Here is a 19,597-nt window from a genome sequence, read left to right on the forward strand (position 1 = left end):
GCGGGCTGTCTCGGCGCATCGGGCAGCGTGCCCTCGGGGGCGGCTCCGGCGCGGCAAACGGTATCAACTTTAAGGGATTACGCATCGCCATGACCCAGGTCGGACAGGACACGCTCGGCGCGCGCAGCACGCTTAACGTCGGTGGGAAGGACTACGCCTACTACGCGCTCGGCAAGGCCGCGGCGGCTTATGGCGATGTCTCGCGCCTGCCCTTCTCGATGAAGGTCCTGCTCGAAAACCTGCTGCGCTTCGAGGATGGCGGCTTCACCGTTTCGACCGATGACATCAAGGCGCTGGTCGACTGGCAGAAGGATCCCTCCAGCAGCCGCGAAATCCAGTACCGCCCGGCGCGCGTGCTGCTGCAGGATTTCACCGGCGTGCCCTGCGTCGTCGATCTTGCCGCGATGCGCGATGCCATCGCCAAGCTGGGCGGCGATACCAGCAAGATCAACCCGCAGGTGCCGGTCCACCTCGTGATCGACCACTCGGTCATGGTCGACGAGTTTGGCCACCCCAAGGCCTTCGAGCAGAACGTCGAGATCGAGTACTATCGCAACGGCGAGCGCTATGACTTCCTGAAGTGGGGCTCGAAGTCGCTGGCCAACTTCAAGGCGGTGCCCCCGGGCACGGGCATCTGCCATCAGGTCAATCTCGAGCACATCGCGCAGGCGGTGTGGACGAGCGAAGGGCCGGATGGCGCGACTGTCGCCTATCCCGATACCTGCGTTGGCACCGATAGCCACACCACGATGATCAACGGCCTTGGCGTGCTGGGCTGGGGCGTCGGCGGGATCGAGGCCGAAGCAGCGATGCTCGGCCAGCCGGTTTCGATGCTGATCCCCGAAGTCGTCGGCTTCAAGTTCACCGGCGAGCTCAAGGAAGGCGTGACCGCGACCGACCTCGTGCTGACCTGCACCAACATGCTGCGCAAGCACGGCGTGGTGGGCCGTTTTGTCGAATATTACGGCCCCGGTCTTGCCTCGCTCACGCTGGCGGACCGCGCCACGCTGGCCAACATGGCGCCGGAATACGGCGCGACGTGCGGCTTCTTCGGCATCGACGAGAAGACGCTGGACTACATGCGTCTGACGGGCCGCGAGGAAGATCAGATCGCGCTGACCGAGGCCTATGCCAAGGCGCAGGGCTTCTGGATCGATCCTTCGGTCGAGCCCGTCTTCACCTCGACGCTTGAGCTTGACCTTGCGACCGTCGTGCCCAGCCTCGCCGGCCCGAAGCGCCCGCAGGACCGCGTCTCGCTGCCCGACGTGGACGATGTGTTCAACGCCGACATGGCCAATGTCTACAAGAAGGCGCAGCAGCGCGTGCCGGTTGAAGGCAAGGACTTCGATATCGGCGATGGCGACGTGACGATCGCGGCGATCACCAGCTGCACCAACACCTCGAACCCGGGCGTGCTGGTTGCTGCGGGCCTCGTCGCCAAGAAGGCCAACGAGCTGGGCCTGAAGCCCAAGCCCTGGGTCAAGACCTCGCTGGCTCCGGGCTCGCAGGTCGTGACGGACTACCTCGTCCGCGCCGGGCTGCAGGAGCACCTCGACGCGGTCGGTTTCAACCTCGTTGGCTATGGCTGCACCACCTGCATCGGCAACTCTGGCCCGCTGGCCGAACCGATCAGCAAGGCGATCAACGACAACGGCCTCGTTGCCGCCGCCGTCATCTCGGGCAATCGCAACTTCGAGGGCCGCGTCTCGCCCGACGTGCGCGCGAACTTCCTCGCCAGTCCGCCGCTGGTCGTCGCCTACGCGCTCAAGGGCACGGTGATCGAGGACTTCATCGCGACCCCGATCGGCCAGAGCAAGGACGGCGTGGACGTCTACCTCAAGGACATCTGGCCCTCGAACGCCGAAGTCTATGCGACGATGGCCGGGTGCATGGACCGCGCGATGTTCCAGGCGCGCTATGCCGACGTCTACAAGGGCGATGTGCACTGGCAGGCGATCAACGTCACGGGCTCGGAAACCTACAGCTGGCGCGCAGGCAGCACCTACGTCGCTAACCCGCCCTACTTCGAGGGCATGAGCATGACCCCGGCGCCGGTGAGTGACATCATCGAGGCCAAGCCGCTGGCGATCCTCGGCGATTCGATCACCACTGACCACATCTCGCCGGCCGGCTCGATCAAGGCCGACAGCCCGGCTGGCAAGTGGCTGATGGAGCACCAGGTCGCCAAGGCGGACTTCAACTCCTACGGCGCGCGCCGCGGCCATCACGAAGTGATGATGCGCGGCACCTTCGCCAACATCCGCATCAAGAACGAGATGGTGCCCGGCATCGAAGGCGGCATGAGCCGCTACGGCAGCGAGGTCGGCGCGATCTACGATGTGGCCATGCAGCACAAGGCCGATGGCACGCCGCTGGTCGTCATCGCGGGCAAGGAATACGGCACCGGCTCCAGCCGTGACTGGGCGGCCAAGGGCACCAATCTGCTCGGCGTGCGGGCGGTGATCGTCGAAAGCTTCGAGCGCATCCACCGCTCGAACCTTGTCGGCATGGGCGTGCTGCCGCTGCAGTTCCTCGATGGCGAATCGCGCGAGACGCTGGGGCTGACGGGTGATGACACCTTCACCATCCGCGGCGTGGCCGGCCTCAAGCCGCGTCAGGACGTTGAGGTCGAGGTGACCCGCGCCGATGGCTCGGCCTTCACGTTCAAGGCGCTGTGCCGCATCGATACCGCCAACGAGCTGGAGTACTACCTCAACGGCGGCATCCTGCAGTACGTGCTGCGCAACCTGGCGGCCTGAGCGCCGCCAGCAGTTGCCGGAATCAGAAAGGGCGGCTCCCCCCGGAGCCGCCCGTTCCTTTTGTCCGCGTCTGCTTCGTACGTGACGGTCCGCGGAAGTTGGTTGTTCAGGCTGCCGCCCGGTCCTTCGCCTTGAGGCCGTGGCGGCGCCGCCCGACGAGCCCTGCAGCGGCAGCGCCGAACAGCAGGACCATCGAAGGTTCGGGAACCGGCGTGCCGCCGTTCGACGAGGTCGTCGAGGTGCTTCCGCCGTTCGAAGAAGACGAGCTGCTGGTGCTGCTCGAGGTTGAAGACGAGCCCGACGTCGACGAAGACGACGAGGTGGAGGAGGACGTCGAGGACGACGTTGACGACGAAGTCGAGGAGCTGCTCGTCACGTTGCCCGAGCTGGTCGAAGTTGACGAGCTGGTGGAGACGTTGCCCGAAGACGTGCTGACATTGCCCGAGCTGGTCGAGACATTGCCTGAAGACGTGCTGACGTTGCCCGACGATGTCGAGGTGCTGCTCGTCACCGCGCCCGAACTGGTCGAGACGTTACCGCTGGACGTCGAGGTCGAGATGTTGCCGCTCGAAGTCGAACCGCCGGACGTCGAAGTCGAGCCACCCGAGGTCGAGGTCGAGCCGCCGGAGGTGGAGCCGCCCGAAGTCGAGGTGGAGCCGGTGCTGGTCGAGGAGACCACCACGCTGCCGCCGCCGCTGCTGCCGCCGAAAAACCCGCCGAAGAACCCGCCGCCGAAGCCGCCGATCCCGCCGCCACCGATCACCACCGGCACCGCGCCGCCGCCGCCACCCGCCGCCTGCGGCGGCATCGGTGCCATATAGGGCACGGGGGCATAGGCCATCTGCTGCTGCGGCATCGCACAGGACTTGGTGACGGTAGTCTTGACCACGCGGCGCAGGCGGTGGACCGGCCGCTGCTTGACCACGGCATAATGCCGCTTCACCTGCTTGACCTTGATCGGCTTCACGTGATGGATTTCGGCCGCCGAAGGTGCCTCCGAAACGTGCACCGCACCGCCTCCCAGCACTGCACCGCCTGCTGCGCAGGCCGCCAGTTTTGCCAATGCCATCCGAACCGACATGATCGTTGCTCTCTGTTCCCGTGGAGCAAGCCCTATCCACCCAATGGTGGACAAACCCTCTCCTGACAGATCGATCAACGCAGATCAGACCGGCGGCGGCAATGCTGTTAACCGGGTTTCGCCCTCTTCCGGGGCCCCGAATTGGGTCATTTCGGGCCGCCAGGACAAGTCTGTACCAAACTGGAACCGAATTGACCCCGGCAGTTACGCTATCAGCGTTTACCATTAGTCTCCGTCGTCAGCGAAGAGGCCGGGAAGATCTGCCGAGGGCGGCGCGAGTCCCAGATGTCGCCAGCCGCGATCGTTGAGGCAGCGCCCGCGTGCGGTGCGCGCGACGAGGCCGAGCTGGATGAGATAGGGTTCGATCACATCCTCGATCGTATCGCGCGGCTCGGAAAGGCCGGCTGCCAGCGTTTCCACGCCAACCGGGCCGCCCTTGTAGATATCGGCAATCATGCTGAGGTAGCGCCGGTCCTGCAGGTCGAGCCCGAGCGAATCGACCTCAAGCCGGGTCAGCGCGCTGTCCGCCACTTCGCGGGAAATCACGTCTGCGCCAGCGACTTGCGCGAAATCGCGCACCCGCCGCAGCAGCCTTCCGGCCACGCGCGGGGTGCCGCGTGATCGGCGGGCGATTTCCCCAGCGCCGCCCTGATCGATGCCGATGCCGAGGAGGCCCGCGCCGCGCGTGACGACGCGTTCAAGCTCGGCCACGGTGTAGAACTGGAGGCGCACGGGAATGCCGAACCGGTCTCGCAAGGGGGTGGCGAGGAGGCCCGCGCGCGTGGTCGCGCCGATCAGCGTGAAGGCGGGCAGATCGATCCGCACCGAGCGCGCGGAAGGCCCTTCGCCGATGATGAGATCGAGCGCGCGGTCCTCCATCGCCGGATAGAGCACTTCCTCGACCACGGGGTTGAGGCGGTGGATCTCGTCGATGAACAGGACGTCGCCTGCTTCCAGATTGGTGAGCAGCGCCGCCAGATCGCCCGCCTTGGCGATAACCGGGCCGGAAGTCGCGCGAAAGTTCACCCCCATCTCGCGCGCGATGATCGCGGCCAGCGTTGTCTTGCCTAGGCCCGGCGGACCATAGAACAGCACATGATCCATTGCCTCACCGCGCTGGCGCGCGCTTTCGATGAACACCTGAAGGTTCTCGCGCGCACCCTCCTGCCCTACGAATTCGGCGAGCGTCTTGGGCCGCAGCGCAGCGTCCGCATCATCGGCCTGGCGGCGGGGGGTGAGGATGGGGTTGTCGGTCATCACCCCGTCGCCCGTTTCAGCGCCACGCGCACGAGATCGTTGAGCTGCGCGTCATCGCCCAGTTCCTTGACGGCTGCGGCGACGGCCATGCTCGCGGTGGCGGGCTTGAAGCCGAGGTTCTGGAGGGCGGATATCGCATCGGCGCTGGCGGAACCGGCGGGCGCTGCGGCGAGGCCTTCGATCGGCGGGGTGCCGGCACCTGCGGAAATCGGGCCGATGCCGCCAGCCTTGTCCTTGAGTTCGTTGACGATGCGGCCGGCAAGCTTCGGCCCTACGCCCTGCGCGCGGGCGACCATCGCGGCATCGCCGCTGGCGCAGGCGCGCTGCAAGTCTTCTACAGAGAGCGCCGAGAGGATCGCCAGCGCCACCTTGCTGCCCACGCCCTGCACGGCGGTGAGCAGGCGGAACCAGCCGCGCTCGCCCGCGCTGGTGAAGCCGATCAGGCGCTGGTCGTTCTCGGAAACCTGAAGCTCGGTGTGGATCACGACCTTGTCGCCGCGAATGCAGAGCCGCTCCAGCGTCTTGGCCGAGCAATGGACGAGGTAGCCGACGCCGTTCACGTCGATGATCGCCCAGTCGGGGCCGAAATCATCGAGCAGGCCGGTAAGCTTTGCGATCATGGTTTGTTCTATGGCAGCGAACCCAGTATGGGGCAAGCCCGCCAAGGCAAGCCCGGTTACCGGTGGCTGCCGATCATGTTGGCATGGGTGATCGCCACCGCCAGCGCATCCGCCGCGTCTTCGCCCGCGAGCGTGACGCCGGGGAGCAGCACCTTGAGCATGGCCTGCACTTGCGCCTTTTCCGCGCCGCCCGTGCCGACCAGTGCCTTCTTGATGACCTTGGTGGGGTATTCGGCGACGGACAGGCCCGCCCGCGCCACCGCCAGCATGGCAACACCGCGCGCCTGCCCCAGCTTGAGCGTGGACTGCGGGTTCTTGTTGACGAAGACTTCCTCCACCGCGCCGGTATCCGGGCGGTGCGCGGCGATCACGGCGGCGAGGCCGTCGTCGAGTTCCACCAGCCGCTCGGCCATCGAGGTCTTGGCGTTGGTGCGGATCTGGCCGTTGGCGACGTGGCTCAGGCGGCTGCCAGCCTTGGCGACCACGCCCCAGCCGGTGCAGGTGAGGCCGGGATCGATGCCGAGGATGATCATGTCAGAGTTTCAGCCCAAAACGCGGGCCGATGTGCATCATGCCGAGGTAGAGCGCCACGGTCAGCACACAGCCCGCCGCGAGCGCGATCCAGAACGACACGCCTTGGCGCAGCAGCGCAGGGATCACGAGGAACATCGGCAGGCTGGGCAGCACGTACCAGAAGGTCGCCTCGGCGTGGATCGCCATGTTCTCCGCATCGGGCCGCGCGCGCCAGAGCAGGATCATGCCGAGCACCGAGACGAGCGGCAGCGAGGCGACGAGTGCGCCCACCGTGGGCAGCTTGCGCCCGATTTCCGAAATGAGCGCGATGAGCAGGCCGGAAAGGAGTGCCTTGATGACAAGCGGCATCATGGCTCAGTAGACCGCATTGGATGGGAAGCCGGGCGTTTCCGTATTGTCCCAGCCCTTCGGCGCGGCAGCAGCGATCGCGTCGAAGGACTGCCAGTCGAACCGGGCCCGCGCCTTGCAATCAAGGCTGGCGAGCGATTGATCGCCCGCCTCGCCGCGCAGGACTTCGATGCCGGAGGAGGTGCGGCCCGGGTTCTCGTTTAGCGAGCCTGTCTCGTCCTGATGCACGATGTAATGTGTCAGCCCGTTAGTGAAGCGGATATGGTCCTGGTTGAGTCCGGCCCGGCTGCGGTTGCCGCCAGTGTGGATGTTGCTCCAATCCGGCGCGCTGGCGACGTCGATCTCGGCATGGCCGGCGGGGCCGAAGCGATAGTGCAGGCTGCTCTGGCCGAGGCAGACGCTGCCGAGCTTCTCGCCGAAGCGGCAGGAATAGACTACGCGTTCACCGCCCGAGCAGAGGCTGGGCATGGGTGCGCGACTGCTGTGGGCCGGCTTGGCCGCCGAACCCGCCGTGCAGAGCAGTGCGGCAACACTCATGGCTGCCGCGAGTGCCCGCATCAGCCCAGCTTTTCCATCACGTCATCCGGGATCTCGTAGTTGCCCCAGACGGTCTGGACGTCATCATCGTCATCCAGCACGTCGATCAGCTTGAGCAGGGTCGCGGCGGTTTCGGCATCGACGGTGGTTTTCAGGCTGGGCTTCCACGCCAGCTTCACGCCTTCAGCCTCGCCCAGCACCTTTTCCAGTTCGCGCGCGACGGGGTGGAGCTGGTCGATCGACACCCAGATCTGGTGGCTGCCGGGGTTCTCGTCGCCGTCGCCCATATCGGATTCGACGTCGTCCGCACCCGCTTCGATCGCGGCTTCGAGGACTTTCTCCTCATCGCCTGCCTTGCCGGGATATTCGATCAGGCCGAGCCGCTCGAACCCGTGGCTCACCGCGCCCGAAGCGCCGAGGTTGCCGCCGTTCTTGGCGAAAGCGGTGCGCACGTTGGTGGCGGTGCGGTTGCGGTTGTCGGTCAGCGCCTCGACGATGATCGCCACGCCGCCCGGGCCATAGCCTTCGTAGCGCACTTCTTCATAGTTATCGCCTTCGCCCTTGGTGGCTTTGTCGATCGCGCGGGCGATGTTGTCCTTGGGCATCGACTGCGCCTTGGCCGCGTTGACGGCGGCGCGCAGGCGCGGGTTCATGTCCGGATCGGGCATGCCCATCTTGGCCGCGACGGTGATTTCGCGGGAGAGCTTGGAGAACTGCGCCGAGCGCTTTTTGTCCTGCGCGCCCTTGCGGTGCATGATGTTCTTGAATTTGGAATGGCCTGCCATGGTCTTCTGCTCAGGGCTTTCTGCAAATTGCTTTGGCCGCTCCCCTAGCCGAGACAGCGGCGCTGGGCAATTGGCCCTGCATACCCGGTCTTAACCCGCGTTGCGGCATGCTTGCTGCGATGACCGCGCTGTATCACGATTTCGCCGCATGGCTCGCCCGTCCGCACATGCTGACGCCCTCCGGGCTTCGTGCGCGCCATGCAGGGCAGGCTTTGCTGGCTATGCTGGCGCTGCATCTGGCTGTGCTGCTGCTGGTGCTGCTGCCGCTGCTGGGCCTGTGGCAGTCCGCGATGGGCCTGCCTTCGCCCGAGGCGTTCGATCAGGTGTCCAAGGCGATGCTGGTGCCCTTCGTGGTGCTGCTGGCGCCGGTCGCCGAGGAGCTAGCCTTTCGTGGCTGGCTGACCGGGCGGGTGCGCGCAGTTTGGCTGGTCGGCTGCGGTTTCGCGGCTGCTGGCTTTCTCGCGATGGTGAATTTCCACATCTACGAAGTGCCGGCGAGCTTTGCCGTGCTCGGCATTGGGCTGGCCATGCCGGCGGGCTGGTGGTGGCTGCGCCGGCGCGGCGTGGTGCCGGGGTTCGAGCGGGCCTTTCCGGTGCTGGTGTGGCTGTCGATCGTGGTTTTCGCTCTCTCGCACCTCAGCAACTATCCGCGTTTTTCGTGGACGCTGCTGCCGATGGTGCTGCCCCAGCTCTGGGCGGGGATGACGCTGAGCTACACGCGCATGCGGATCGGCATTTTCGGCGCGATGCTGATCCACGCGGCGGCCAACGGCATATCGGTCAGCCTCGCGCTTTTTGGGGGTTAGAGCACTCGCTGCCACCGGCCGACATCGCGCCAAGCGCCCATTTTCCAGCCGACTTCGCGGTACACGCCCACGGGGGTAAACCCGCAGGCTTCGTGCAGCGCAACGCTGGCGGGGTTGGGTTGTGCGATTCCGGCAAAGGCCGCGTGGAAGCCCTTGGCCTTGAGCCGCGCGAGCAACTCACCATAAAGCGCGCGGCCGATGCCGGTGCGCGGGAAGGCCGGGCTGACGTAGATCGCCACGTCGCAGGATGAGGCATAGGCCGCGCGGGTCCGGTGCGGGCTGGCATAGGCATAGCCGGCGACCTCGCTGCCGCGTGTCGCGACAAGCCAGGCGTGGCTGGCGCCGTAGTCCGCGATGCGGCGGGCCATTTCCTCCGCGTCGGGTGGGTCCAGCTCGAAGCTCACCCAGCTGTCGGTGACGTAGGGACGGTAGATCGCGGCGCAGGCCTCGGCGTCTTCCGGGCCTGCCGCGCGGATCATCAGCCCTTCCGCCATCGGTCAGGGTACCTGCTTCACCACCGCGCCGCGTTTCATCACGAAATCGACGTGTCCGAGGCGGGTAACGTCGCTGAGCGGATCGCCGTGGACCGCGATAATATCGGCCGGCATGCCCGGCGCGATCCGGCCCACACTATCGCTGCGGCCCAGCGCTTCGGCAGCGTTCACCGTGGCAGCCGCGATGGCGGCCATCGGCGTCATGCCCGCCTTGACCATCAGAGCGAATTCCTGCGCGTTGTCCCCATGGCGCGAGACGCCAGTGTCCGTCCCGAACGCGATCTTCACGCCCATCCGGATCGCCAGTTCATGCGATTTGCGTTCCGCGGCGGCGGCATTTTCGGCCTTGGGGATCGTTGCGGGTGGCAGCAGACCGGCACGCGCCTGCGCAAGGGCCGCAACCGGGGCGAGCATGGTCGGCACGAGCCAGGTGCCGTGTGCGAGCATGGCCTTGATCGTCGGCTCATCAAGGAAGGTGCCATGATCGATCGTATCGACGCCGGCGTTGACTGCGGCCATCGTCCCGGCTGCGGCATGGCTGTGCGCCGCCACCTTCCGGCCAAAGCCGTGCGCCGTGTCGATGACGGCCTTCATTTCCTCGTCGGTCATCTGCTGGCCAAGACCGCCCGCCACATTCGAGAGCACGCCGCCGGTCGCGGCGAACTTGATGACTTGCGCGCCGAGCCGGATCTGCTCGCGCACCGCGCGGCGGCAATCGTCCGCGCCGTTGCAGAGGTTGTTGTAGTCATGCGGCGTGAAGGCGCCGTAGCTCTCCTCGTTGAGCCCGCCGCCGTCGCCATGTCCGCCCGAAACCGAAATCATCGTGCCAGCGTTGACGATGGTGGGGCCAGCCACTTCGCCGGCATTGATCGCATCGCGCAGCGCGCGGATACCGCGCGGCGGACCGCCCAGATCACGCACCGTGGTGAAGCCGGCTTCCAGCGTCTGCAGGGCATGCTGCGCGGCGAGATAGGCCGAATCCTCGCGGTCGCGCGTGGACTGCTCCAGCCGCTCGCGCATCGGATCGCCGTCGCTGAACAAGTGGACGTGCATGTCGGTGAGCCCCGGCAGCACGAAGGCATCGCCGAGTTCGACGGTCGTGGCACCGGTGGGCGCTGGCAGCGTGCCATCGCTGACGTTGGTGACCACGCCATCGGTGATCACCACGGTGGAAGCCCCGCGCGGGGGCTTGCCGGGCTGATCGAGCAGCCGCCCGGCGTGCAGATAGACCACCTTGGGCTGCGGCTTTGCGGGCGCTTCGGCTGCCGCAGCGGGCGCCGCAATGACGGCCAGTGCGGCAAAACCGGCAAGAAGGGCGGGGCGGGAAAGGCGCATCAGGCAAACTCCGACTGAACGTTGCACCGCAGCCTAGCGCGTTGTCACCCCGCGTCCAGTGATCCTATTCGATACCCAGCGCGTTCTTGTAGGTATCGAGAATCGCTTCCATTTCGCGGCGATCATCGGGCTTCAGCTTACGCAGACGCACGATCTGGCGCATGATCTTGGGATCGTAGCCGGTCGATTTCGCCTCGGAGTAGACGTCCTTGATATCGTCGCCGATGCCCTTCTTTTCTTCCTCGAGGCGTTCGATACGCTCGATCAGGAGGCGCAGGCGGTCGTCGGCGGAATCGGCCATGGGGTAGGGTCTCCGGTCAGATAAGATCGGCTCCGTTAGGACCGGGAGGCCGATTCGCGCAAAACCCAGCCTGTGGAAAGTTCAGGCATCCTCGCGCCCCTTGAAGCCTTGGGCGATCACGTACCACTCGGACGAATCCTTGCGGCTGGCGGGCGGCTTGGCGTGCTTTACCGTCTTGAAGTTGCGCTTGAGGATCGTGAGCAGTTCGCCGTCGGTCCCGCCTGCAAAGACTTTGGCGACGAAGGCGCCGCCGGGGGCGAGCGTCTTGACCGCGAAATCGACGGCGGTTTCGACGAGGCCCATGGTGCGCAGATGGTCGGTCGCCTTGTGGCCCACCGTGTTGGCGGCCATGTCGGAAATGACGAGATCGGGCGCGCCGCCCAGTGCGCCGGTGAGCGCCGCAGGGGCCTCGTCAGTCATGAAGTCCATCTGGAAGATGGTCACGCCCTCGATCGGCTCTACCGCCAGGAGATCGATGCCGACCACTTCGGCTTGCGGTACCTGCTTGCGCACGACTTGCGCCCAGCCCCCCGGCGCGATGCCGAGATCGATCACGCGGCGCGCGTCCTTGAGCAGGCCGAAGCGCGTATCGAGCTCGATCAGCTTGAACGCGGCGCGGCTGCGCCAACCTTCCGCCTTGGCCTGCTTGACGTAGGGATCGTTGAGCTGGCGGGATAGCCAGCGGTTGGAAGAGGCCGTGCGGCCCTTGGCGCTCTTGACCCGCGTGCCGGGGTCGCGGCCGCTTCGGCTCATGCGGCAGTGCCTCCGTTAACGCTTTTGCCTTGCGCTGTTTCCGCGCGCCGGTCGCCGAGCCCGCCCGCCGCCATCAGGCTGCGCAGAATGCCTTCGCGAATGCCGCGGTCGGCGATGCCGAGCCGTTCGGCAGGCCAGATGTCGAAGATCGATTCGAGGATCGCGCAGCCCGCTACGACGAGGTCCGCTCGCTCGCGCCCGATGCAGGGCACGGCGATGCGCTCGGCGGGGGAGATATGCGCAAGGCGCTGGCTGATCTCGCGCATCGAGGTGGTGGGCACGATCAAGCCGTCCACCGCGCTGCGATCATATTGCGGCAGGCCCAGGTGCAGGCTGGCGAGCGTGGTGACGGTGCCGCTCGTACCGAGCAGGCGCAGGCCGCCATCCGCCGCCGCCGATTCGCGCGCCGGGGCAACCCGTTCGGAGAACCGGGCGAAGCCATCGGTGATGCGGGTGCGCATCTCGTGATAGGCGGCGGCGCGGGCTTCGGCGGTCAGTTCGATCGGGCCGATGCTTTCGGTAAGCGAGACGACGCCCCACGGCACCGATTGCCAATCGAGGATGCGCGGCACCGTATCGCTGGTATCGACCAGGACCATCTCGGTCGACCCGCCGCCGATATCGAAGATCATCGCCGGGCCGCAGCCAGGTTCCAGCAGGATATGGCAGCCGAGCACGGCGAGCCGCGCTTCCTCCTCGGCGGTGATGATGTTGAGGCAGATGCCGGTTTCGCGGTGGACGCGTTCGATGAATTCCTCGCCGTTGGTGGCGCGGCGGCAGGCTTCGGTGGCGACCGAGCGCGCGAGGTGCACGCCGCGTTTGCGCAGCTTGTCGGCACAGATGTGGAGCGCGCCAAGCGCACGGTCCATGGCCGCATCCGAAAGCCGGCCTGATTGCGCGAGCCCTTCGCCCAGTCGCACCACCCGGCTGAACGCATCGATCACCATGAAGTGATCGCCGGAAGGCCGCGCGATGAGCAGGCGGCAATTGTTGGTGCCGAGATCGATCGCGGCATAGGCCTGGCGATGGAACGGCGGTGTCTTCTGCCAGGGCGCGCGCGGCGCCTCTACGGGTGGCGGCGGGGCCGAGGGCAAAGCTGGGGGCGGGGTTGAGACCGTTGGGGCCGGCGCACTCATGGCGAGGTTGGCTGCGGGCCGCGCTTCGGGCCCAGAGACTGGACCGGCAGGGTTGCTGGCCGACGCTGCTGCCGCAGGACGGGCTCCCCTTGGCTTGCCGCGGGACGCTGATTTGCGCCCCCGCCGCTTGCCTGGCCGCGTCTTGCGCCGTTGCGCCGGCGGATCGAATTCCGCCATGTCTACCAATCGCTTATGTTCTCCCGCCAAGGGAATGCCCGGCAGGTACTTGACACGCACTCTAGCGTTCCTGCGGCTTTCGGGCAAGTACGGTGCGGGAAGGGCGCGCGTCACCTTGACTTGAACGCACGCCCCGCCTAAAGGCCCGCCCTCATTGCCCCGTCGTCTAATGGTAAGACAACGGATTCTGATTCCGTTTATCGAGGTTCGAATCCTCGCGGGGCATCCATTTTCCGCCACATTCGACGCCCGGCTACCGGTTGTGCGCACGGCGCAAAAGCCGGACTTGCCGGTTATGGTTGTCGGGACAGACCGATTTCACATCAGCAATCTGCTAGACCGGAACCATCGCCCATTGCGATTTGGCGCCGCGCTTGCGACACCTCTCGGTCATGACCGATGAAGAAGCCCACGAACTCACGCACCGCAAATTCTACAAGGCCGAGCAGGAAGTCGGCTTTGTCGAATCGCACGATAATGTCACCCCGCAGCAGCGGGATCCGGCCTATCGGCTCGCCTTCCGCGACACCGATTTCCTGCTGCGCGAGGAATTGCGCCCGGTACGGTTCCAGCTTGAGCTGCTGAAGCCCGAAATGCTGCTCGACGAGGCGGGGATCGGCTCCACCCTCGTGATGTACGGCTCGGCGCGGATTCCTTCGCCCGAGGAAGCGGACGCGGTGCGCGCGGCGGCGGCGACGCCGGAGCAGCAGAAGGTCGCCGAGCGGCTGATCGCCAAGGCGCGCTACTATGAGGAGGCTCGCAAGCTGGCGCAGATTGCCAGCCGCAGTGCGGTGGTAGAGGACGGCAAGCGCCATTTCGTGATCTGCTCGGGCGGCGGGCCTTCGATCATGGAGGCGGCCAATCGCGGCGCAGCGGATGTCGGCGCGGAATCGATCGGGCTCAACATCACGCTGCGGCACGAACACACGCCCAACGCTTATGTGACGCCGCACCTCTCGTTCCAGTTCCACTACTTCGCGCTGCGCAAGATGCATTTCCTGCTGCGCGCGCGGGCGGTGGCGGCGTTTCCGGGCGGCTTCGGCACGTTCGATGAACTGTTCGAACTGCTGACATTGGTCCAGACCGGCAAGATGCAGCCGATCCCGATCCTGCTGTTCGGCGGGGATTTCTGGAACCGGGTGGTGAACTTTGCGGCGCTGGCCGAGGAGGGCGTGATCAGCGCTGCGGACATCGACTTGTTTCACATCGTGGAGACGGCAGAGGAAGCCTGGGGCCACATCACCGCGTTTTACGGTCTCGATCTGGACTGAAGACCCATGGCCGAACTGCGCACCGAGCGGCTGGTCCTGCGGCCCGCTTGCTCCGGTGATCTTGATGCGTTGCACGCGATCATGCGCCAGCCGCGCGCCATGGCCTATTGGTCGACGCCGCCGCACGATACCCTCGCCCAGACCGCCGAATTCCTCGATGGCATGATGACAATCCCGCCGGGTGAGGGCGAGGACTTCGCGATCGAGCATCAAGGCCGCATGATCGGCAAGGCCGGGCTCTATCGCTTTCCCGATATCGGCTACATTCTCGATCCGGACCATTGGGGCCGCGGACTGATGCGTGAGGCGCTGACGGCCGTGATCGCGCGGGCCTTTGCGGTGCATGGCCTGCCGCGCATTCAGGCCGACGTCGATCCGCGCAATGGTGCCTCGCTGCGGCTGCTGGCGCGGCTGGGCTTTCGCGAGACGGACCGGCAGGCGCGGACCTGGCTGGTGGGCGAGGAATGGTGCGACAGCGTCTATCTGGTGCTGGACGCGGCGGACTGGCCTCAGGCTTGCAGGACGGCGTAGTGTCCGAGCGGGCCGCTGCCTGCACCGAAGCCGGGCGCAGCGAGCAGCGCAGCGCGGACGAACTGGCGGGCCTCAGCGACCGCTTCGGCCAGCGAGAGTCCGCGCGCGAGATGCGTGGCAATGGCGCTCGATAGCGTGCAGCCGGTGCCATGGGTGTGGCGCGTGTGGATGCGCGGTGCGGTCCACACGACATCGTCCTCACCCGGCACGGCAAGCCGGTCTGTCACATCTGGCCCTTCCGCATCGCCGCCCTTGCCGAGCCACGCGATGCCCCGCGCGCGCAGTGCTGCCGCGCCGCCCAGCGCGGCGAGTTCCGGCACGTTGGGTGTGGTCAGCGTAGCGAGCGCCATGAGCCGTTCGAATGCAGCGATCGTGGCGGCATCGGCGAGCGCCGCGCCGCTGGTGGCGATCATGACCGGATCGAACACGATGGGCACGGCGAGCCGCTCCAGCCTCTCGGCCACCACGGCGGCGATCTCGGGCGAGCCGAGCATACCGATCTTGACCGCGTCGACGCCGAGATCGCCGGTGCAGGCATCGATCTGCGCGGCGACCATCGCGGGGCTCGCGGCCTCGACCATGTGGACCCCGGTCGTGTCCTGCGCGGTCAGCGTGGTCACGGCGGTCATCGCGTAGCCGCCGAGCATGGTGATCGTCTTGATATCGGCCTGAATGCCCGCTCCCCCGCCCGAATCCGAACCAGCAATGGAAAGCACGCGGGGTGGCTTCATCCCTTGAACCTCCGCTCGGCAGACGGCGGGTACTTGGCATGAAGCGCTTTGGCGCGGCTGGGGCGGTCCATCAGTTCGCCGCCGCAATTGGGGCAGCGGTCATCAAGCGCTTCGGCGCATTCGGCGCAGAATGTGCACTCGAACGAGCAGATGAACGCGCCCGGCGCATCGGCGGGGAGATCGGTGCCGCAGCGTTCGCAATCGGGGCGCATTTCCAGCATAGGGACTCTCCTCAGGCGGCCTTGCGCACCGCATCGCAGATCGCATCGACGACTTGCGCCACTTCGCGCGCATCATCGCCTTCCGCCATGACGCGGATCACGGGTTCGGTGCCCGAGGGGCGGATGACGAGGCGGCCCTTGCCGGCGAGCTGGGCTTCGGCCTCGGCAATCACCGCCTTGACGCTGGCGGCCTCGAGCGGCTTGCCGCCGGCAAAGCGCACGTTCTTGAGGAGCTGCGGCACGGGATCGAACAAGTGCAGCGTCTCGCTTGCCGGCTTGCCCGAGGCGACCAGCGCGGCGAGGACCTGCAGCGCGGCGACGGTGCCGTCGCCGGTCGTGCCATGGTCGGTCAGGATCATGTGGCCGGATTGCTCGCCGCCAACGTTGTAGCCGCCTTCGCGCATCTTCTCGAGCACGTAACGGTCGCCCACGGAGGCGCGCACCAATTCAAGGCCGAGGCCATTGAGGTAGCGTTCGAGGCCGAGGTTCGACATGACGGTGGCTACCACGCCGCCGCCGCGCAGCGCGCCAGCCTCGTGCAACCGCCCGCCGATCAGCGCCATGATCTGGTCGCCGTCGACCGTCTGGCCCTTCTCGTCGACCACGATCAGCCGGTCCGCATCGCCATCGAGCGCAATGCCGATATCGGCGCGCACTTCGCGCACGCGCGCTTTCAGCGCATCGAGATGGGTCGAGCCGACGCCCGCGTTGATGTTCTTGCCGTTGGGCTCCACGCCGATGGCGATGACTTCGGCGCCGAGTTCCCACAGCGCCGAAGGCGCCACATGATAGGCCGCGCCATTCGCGCAATCGACGACGATGCGCAGGCCATCGAGGCGGACGTTATGCGGGAGCGAAGCCTTGACCGCGTGAATATAGCGGCCGCGCGCATCCTCGATGCGGCGGGCGCGGCCCACGTCGTTCGCATCGGCGAGCGGCAGGTCCTGTTCGATCATCGCCTCGATCGCGAGCTCGTCTTCGTCAGAAAGCTTGTAGCCATCGGGGCCGAACAGCTTGATGCCGTTGTCCTCGAACGGATTGTGGCTGGCCGAGATCATCACCCCGACATCGGCGCGCATTTCGCGCGTGAGCAGCGCGACGGCGGGCGTGGGCATCGGCCCCAGCAGCACGACATCCATGCCGACGCTGGTGAAGCCCGCGGTCATCGCGTTTTCCAGCATGTAGCCCGAAAGGCGGGTATCCTTGCCGATCACCACGCGGTGGCGGTGATCGCCACGCAGGAAGTAGGTACCAGCGGCCTGGCCCACTTTCATCGCGGTTGCAGCCGTCATGACCCCGGCGTTGGTCCGACCCCGGATGCCGTCGGTGCCGAAAAATTTTCGTGCCATTGCCTGAAACTATTCCTTGTCAGAAGCGCTTGCGCGGCGCGGATTGCCATATGCCCCTACACGCTTAATGTCACCGACCCATGAACCAAGCGATTAACGATCCTTCATCCGCCAGCGAAGCGCCCCGCTCGCCAAGTCCCTTGCCCGAAATCACCAAGGTTCCCACGCTGTGGACGTTCGTCGGGCTGATCGGCGGCCTTGGCCTTGGCCTTGCCATGGCGATGCGTGCCCCCGGTGCGCTTGCACCGCTGCTGGCGGTGGCGGAGCCGATGGGCGACATGTGGTTGCGCGCTTTGAGGGCGACGATCATTCCCCTCGTCGTCTCGCTGCTGTTCATGGGTGTGGTGCAGACCGTGGCGGCGGCGCGGGCCGGAGCCATGGCGCGGCGCGCATTGGGCTGGTTCTACCTCATCCTCGCAGGTGGCTCCGCGATGGCCGCTTTTGTGGTGCCGACGCTCCTCCTGCTGATCCCCAGCCCACCGGGCGCGGCCGCAGCGCTGCGATCCAGCATGTCCGCCGCCACGACCCAGAACGCCGGGCCGCTGCCGGGGGCGGGCGATTTCGTCGCCTCGTTCGTGCCGGCCAATGTGTTTGCCTCTGCCGCCAACGACGCGATCCTGCCGCTGCTGCTGTTCACTGCGGCCTTCGCCGTGGCCGCCGCGCGGCTCGGCCTGCGCCAGCGCGACAGCCTGTTGACGTTCTTCGAGGGCGTGGGCGGGGCGACATTGGTCGTGGTCGGCTGGATCCTGTGGACCGCGCCGGTCGGCGTCTTCGCGCTGAGCTTCGCGGTGGCAGCGCACACCGGCGCGGCGGCGATCGGGGCGCTGGCGCACTATGTGCTGATCGTGACGCTGACCGGCACGGTGATGTTCCTCAGCGCCTATCCGATTGCGGTGCTGTTCGGACGCCAGTCGCTGGGGGCCTTCGCCCGCGCGGTCATCCCGGCGCAGGCACTGGCGCTATCGACGCAGTCCTCGCTCGCCTCGCTCCCGGCGATGCTGGGCGCCTGCCGCCAGCTCGGCGTGCGCGACCGCGCTGCCGAGTTTACCCTGCCGCTGGCCGTGGCGCTGTTTCGCGGCACCGGCCCCGCAATGAACTTCGCCGTTGCGATCTACCTCGCGCACTGGCTCGGCATTCCGGTCGATACCTGGCACATGGTGGCGGGCTTCGCGGTTGCCTCGGTGATGAGCTTCGGCGCGGTGAGCCTGCCCGGCGCGATCAGCCTTGTCACCTCGTGCGGACCGATCGCGCTCGCCATGGGCGTGCCGGTGGGGCCGCTCGCGCTGCTGGTGGCGGTGGAAGTGCTGCCCGATCTCATGCGGACGCTGGGCAACGTGACGCTCGACGTTGCGGTTACCACCGTGGTCGACGCGATGCCCGGCCTCGATGATGAGCAGGTCGCTAGCGACTGATCCCTGCAGCAGGCCGGAACAGCGGCTCGCCCAGCAGGAAACCGATCACGTTTGGGCGGCCGAGATTGTCGAGCAGCGCCTCGATGATCATGAGGATCGGCACCGAAAGCAGCGCGCCGGGCACGCCCCAGATCCATGAGAAATAGCTGATCGCGACGAGGATCGAGACCGGACTGACCGTGAGGCGGGCGCCGAGGATCGCCGGTGTCACGAAGTTTGCCTCGACCGCGTGGAGGGCGAGGAAGGCCAGCACAGGGACCACGCCGACCGCGACCGAGCTGGCCGTGCCGAGCCCGACCAGCGCCAGCAGCGCCATCATGGCGAGCGGGCCGAGGTAGGGGAGGAAATTGAACACGAAGGCAAGGCCGCCCCACATGATCGGCGCGCTGAGGCCGAAGGCCCAGGCTCCGCCCGCGACGATCACGCCGACACCGAGGTTGATCAGCGCGACAGTGAGCAGGTAGCCCGCCACCCGGTCCTGCACATCGCGCATCACCCGGGCGATGCGCACCGAAGCATTGGCGCTGTGGCTGCTCTGCGCGAGGCGGCGTTGCACGCGCAGGCGCGTCTCGATCATGAAGAAGGTCATCAGCAGCGTGACGAGGATTTCCAGCACGACGCTGGGGGTGGCAAAGGCGACCTGTTCGATCACCGAAGGGCTGGCGAGCACGACTTCGCGCGGGCTGTGGCCCATGAGCCGGGCAAGCTGGCGGTTGAAATCGTTGATCCAGGCAAGGTTGCCGCGCAGTTCGGCAAAGCGCCGGCTGACGACCGCGAGCATGTCCGGCACCTGATCGACCATCGCGAAGGCCGGCTGAAGGATCAGGCCGAGCGCGGCGACGATCACGCCGGCCATGGTCAGGATCGCCAGAAGCGAAGCGAGCATCCCCGGCAGGCCGATCCGGCTCAGCCGATCGGCCAGAGGAGCAAGGATGATGGTGATGACAAGCGCGGTAACCGGCGGCAGAAACACCACCGCACCGATCGACAGCACGAAGGGCAGCGCAAGGAACAGGCCAACCATCAGGAGCAGCACGATCGCCGATTGCAGCCGCGCGCGCGTATCACCCACCCATTCGTCGGGCAGGCCGTGCACAGCAGTGCCAGCTTCAAGTTCGGGATCGGGCATGTCGGCCATTGCGGGCTGTAGTCTGGACTC

21 protein-coding genes and 1 tRNA gene are annotated in these 19,597 nt (G+C 66.7%); 6 read left to right on the forward strand and 16 right to left on the reverse strand.

Annotated elements, in window-relative coordinates:
• Positions 1-89 precede the first annotated feature (89 nt).
• Positions 90-2,759, forward strand: coding sequence for an aconitate hydratase AcnA (gene acnA, locus ACO06X_RS13065; RefSeq protein ID WP_421836688.1), 2,670 nt, complete (start codon positions 90-92; stop codon positions 2,757-2,759).
• Between the two features lie 106 nt (positions 2,760-2,865).
• Here acnA and ACO06X_RS13070 read toward each other — a convergent pair whose 3' ends face one another.
• The 7 genes from ACO06X_RS13070 to ACO06X_RS13100 form a co-directional block, all read right to left on the reverse strand.
• On the reverse strand, positions 2,866-3,840 hold the full coding sequence (locus tag ACO06X_RS13070) for a PEP-CTERM sorting domain-containing protein (RefSeq protein ID WP_421836689.1): 975 nt from the start codon (positions 3,838-3,840) through the stop codon (positions 2,866-2,868).
• A gap of 225 nt (positions 3,841-4,065) precedes the next feature.
• A complete protein-coding gene (ruvB, locus tag ACO06X_RS13075) occupies positions 4,066-5,097 on the reverse strand; it encodes a Holliday junction branch migration DNA helicase RuvB (RefSeq protein WP_421836690.1) in 1,032 nt (343 codons plus the stop codon).
• The gene (gene ruvA / locus ACO06X_RS13080) at positions 5,097-5,717 is read right to left on the reverse strand and encodes a Holliday junction branch migration protein RuvA (RefSeq protein ID WP_421836691.1); all 621 of its coding nucleotides are present in this window, start codon (positions 5,715-5,717) and stop codon (positions 5,097-5,099) included. The genes ruvB and ruvA overlap by 1 nt, the downstream gene beginning before the upstream one ends.
• Positions 5,718-5,773: 56 nt before the next feature.
• Entirely contained in the window at positions 5,774-6,250 is a 477-nt protein-coding gene (gene ruvC, locus ACO06X_RS13085) for a crossover junction endodeoxyribonuclease RuvC (protein ID WP_421836692.1), read from the reverse strand.
• A 1-nt stretch (position 6,251) separates the two neighbouring features.
• On the reverse strand, positions 6,252-6,602 hold the full coding sequence (locus ACO06X_RS13090; RefSeq protein ID WP_421836693.1) for a DUF3147 family protein: 351 nt from the start codon (positions 6,600-6,602) through the stop codon (positions 6,252-6,254).
• A 3-nt stretch (positions 6,603-6,605) separates the two neighbouring features.
• On the reverse strand, positions 6,606-7,136 hold the full coding sequence (locus ACO06X_RS13095) for a hypothetical protein (RefSeq protein WP_421836694.1): 531 nt from the start codon (positions 7,134-7,136) through the stop codon (positions 6,606-6,608).
• A gap of 20 nt (positions 7,137-7,156) precedes the next feature.
• Entirely contained in the window at positions 7,157-7,921 is a 765-nt protein-coding gene (locus ACO06X_RS13100; protein ID WP_421836695.1) for a YebC/PmpR family DNA-binding transcriptional regulator, read from the reverse strand.
• Between the two features lie 119 nt (positions 7,922-8,040).
• Here ACO06X_RS13100 and ACO06X_RS13105 point away from each other — a divergent pair, with 119 nt between their 5' ends.
• A complete protein-coding gene (locus ACO06X_RS13105) occupies positions 8,041-8,727 on the forward strand; it encodes a type II CAAX prenyl endopeptidase Rce1 family protein (RefSeq protein ID WP_421836696.1) in 687 nt (228 codons plus the stop codon).
• Here ACO06X_RS13105 and ACO06X_RS13110 read toward each other — a convergent pair.
• The 5 genes from ACO06X_RS13110 to ACO06X_RS13130 form a co-directional block, all read right to left on the reverse strand.
• Positions 8,724-9,206 (reverse strand): arsinothricin resistance N-acetyltransferase ArsN1 family B, encoded by a 483-nt coding sequence (locus ACO06X_RS13110; RefSeq protein WP_421836697.1) that lies wholly within the window; start codon positions 9,204-9,206, stop codon positions 8,724-8,726. The two genes, ACO06X_RS13105 and ACO06X_RS13110, sit on opposite strands and share 4 nt — an antisense overlap.
• 18 nt (positions 9,207-9,224) lie before the next feature.
• Entirely contained in the window at positions 9,225-10,556 is a 1,332-nt protein-coding gene (locus ACO06X_RS13115; RefSeq protein ID WP_421836698.1) for an amidohydrolase family protein, read from the reverse strand.
• 64 nt (positions 10,557-10,620) lie between these two features.
• On the reverse strand, positions 10,621-10,857 hold the full coding sequence (locus tag ACO06X_RS13120) for a DUF2312 domain-containing protein (RefSeq protein WP_298166052.1): 237 nt from the start codon (positions 10,855-10,857) through the stop codon (positions 10,621-10,623).
• A gap of 81 nt (positions 10,858-10,938) precedes the next feature.
• Complete coding sequence (locus tag ACO06X_RS13125; protein WP_421836699.1) at positions 10,939-11,610, reverse strand: RlmE family RNA methyltransferase; 672 nt, start codon at positions 11,608-11,610, stop codon at positions 10,939-10,941.
• Positions 11,607-12,923, reverse strand: a complete 1,317-nt coding sequence (locus ACO06X_RS13130; protein ID WP_421836700.1) for a Ppx/GppA phosphatase family protein — start codon at positions 12,921-12,923, stop codon at positions 11,607-11,609. Before ACO06X_RS13130 ends, ACO06X_RS13125 begins: the two co-directional genes overlap by 4 nt.
• Before the next feature lie 155 nt (positions 12,924-13,078).
• Here ACO06X_RS13130 and ACO06X_RS13135 point away from each other — a divergent pair.
• The 3 genes from ACO06X_RS13135 (at position 13,079) to ACO06X_RS13145 (ending at position 14,725) form a co-directional block, all read left to right on the forward strand.
• A tRNA-Gln gene (locus ACO06X_RS13135) sits at positions 13,079-13,152 on the forward strand.
• A gap of 163 nt (positions 13,153-13,315) precedes the next feature.
• The gene (locus tag ACO06X_RS13140; protein ID WP_421836701.1) at positions 13,316-14,194 is read left to right on the forward strand and encodes an LOG family protein; all 879 of its coding nucleotides are present in this window, start codon (positions 13,316-13,318) and stop codon (positions 14,192-14,194) included.
• Positions 14,195-14,200: 6 nt separating this feature from the next.
• Positions 14,201-14,725, forward strand: a complete 525-nt coding sequence (locus tag ACO06X_RS13145; protein WP_421836702.1) for a GNAT family N-acetyltransferase — start codon at positions 14,201-14,203, stop codon at positions 14,723-14,725.
• Here the strand turns inward: ACO06X_RS13145 and thiD are convergent.
• Genes thiD through glmM form a run of 3 tightly spaced genes read right to left on the reverse strand, consistent with a single transcriptional unit; the run spans position 14,704 to position 17,026 of the window.
• Complete coding sequence (gene thiD / locus ACO06X_RS13150) at positions 14,704-15,456, reverse strand: bifunctional hydroxymethylpyrimidine kinase/phosphomethylpyrimidine kinase (RefSeq protein WP_421836703.1); 753 nt, start codon at positions 15,454-15,456, stop codon at positions 14,704-14,706. The two genes, ACO06X_RS13145 and thiD, sit on opposite strands and share 22 nt — an antisense overlap.
• Entirely contained in the window at positions 15,453-15,677 is a 225-nt protein-coding gene (locus tag ACO06X_RS13155) for a DUF1272 domain-containing protein (protein WP_421836704.1), read from the reverse strand. The genes thiD and ACO06X_RS13155 overlap by 4 nt, the downstream gene beginning before the upstream one ends.
• Before the next feature lie 11 nt (positions 15,678-15,688).
• Positions 15,689-17,026 (reverse strand): phosphoglucosamine mutase, encoded by a 1,338-nt coding sequence (gene glmM / locus ACO06X_RS13160; RefSeq protein ID WP_421836705.1) that lies wholly within the window; start codon positions 17,024-17,026, stop codon positions 15,689-15,691.
• 80 nt (positions 17,027-17,106) lie between these two features.
• On the opposite strand from glmM, the gene ACO06X_RS13165 reads away from it, so the two are divergent.
• Complete coding sequence (locus ACO06X_RS13165; protein WP_421836706.1) at positions 17,107-18,438, forward strand: dicarboxylate/amino acid:cation symporter; 1,332 nt, start codon at positions 17,107-17,109, stop codon at positions 18,436-18,438.
• Here the strand turns inward: ACO06X_RS13165 and ACO06X_RS13170 are convergent.
• Positions 18,428-19,576, reverse strand: coding sequence for an AI-2E family transporter (locus tag ACO06X_RS13170; protein WP_421836707.1), 1,149 nt, complete (start codon positions 19,574-19,576; stop codon positions 18,428-18,430). The two genes, ACO06X_RS13165 and ACO06X_RS13170, sit on opposite strands and share 11 nt — an antisense overlap.
• Positions 19,577-19,597: the final 21 nt, after the last annotated feature.

Origin of the sequence: Novosphingobium sp., assembly GCF_965229225.1 — a bacterium.
Taxonomy (GTDB): domain Bacteria; phylum Pseudomonadota; class Alphaproteobacteria; order Sphingomonadales; family Sphingomonadaceae; genus Novosphingobium.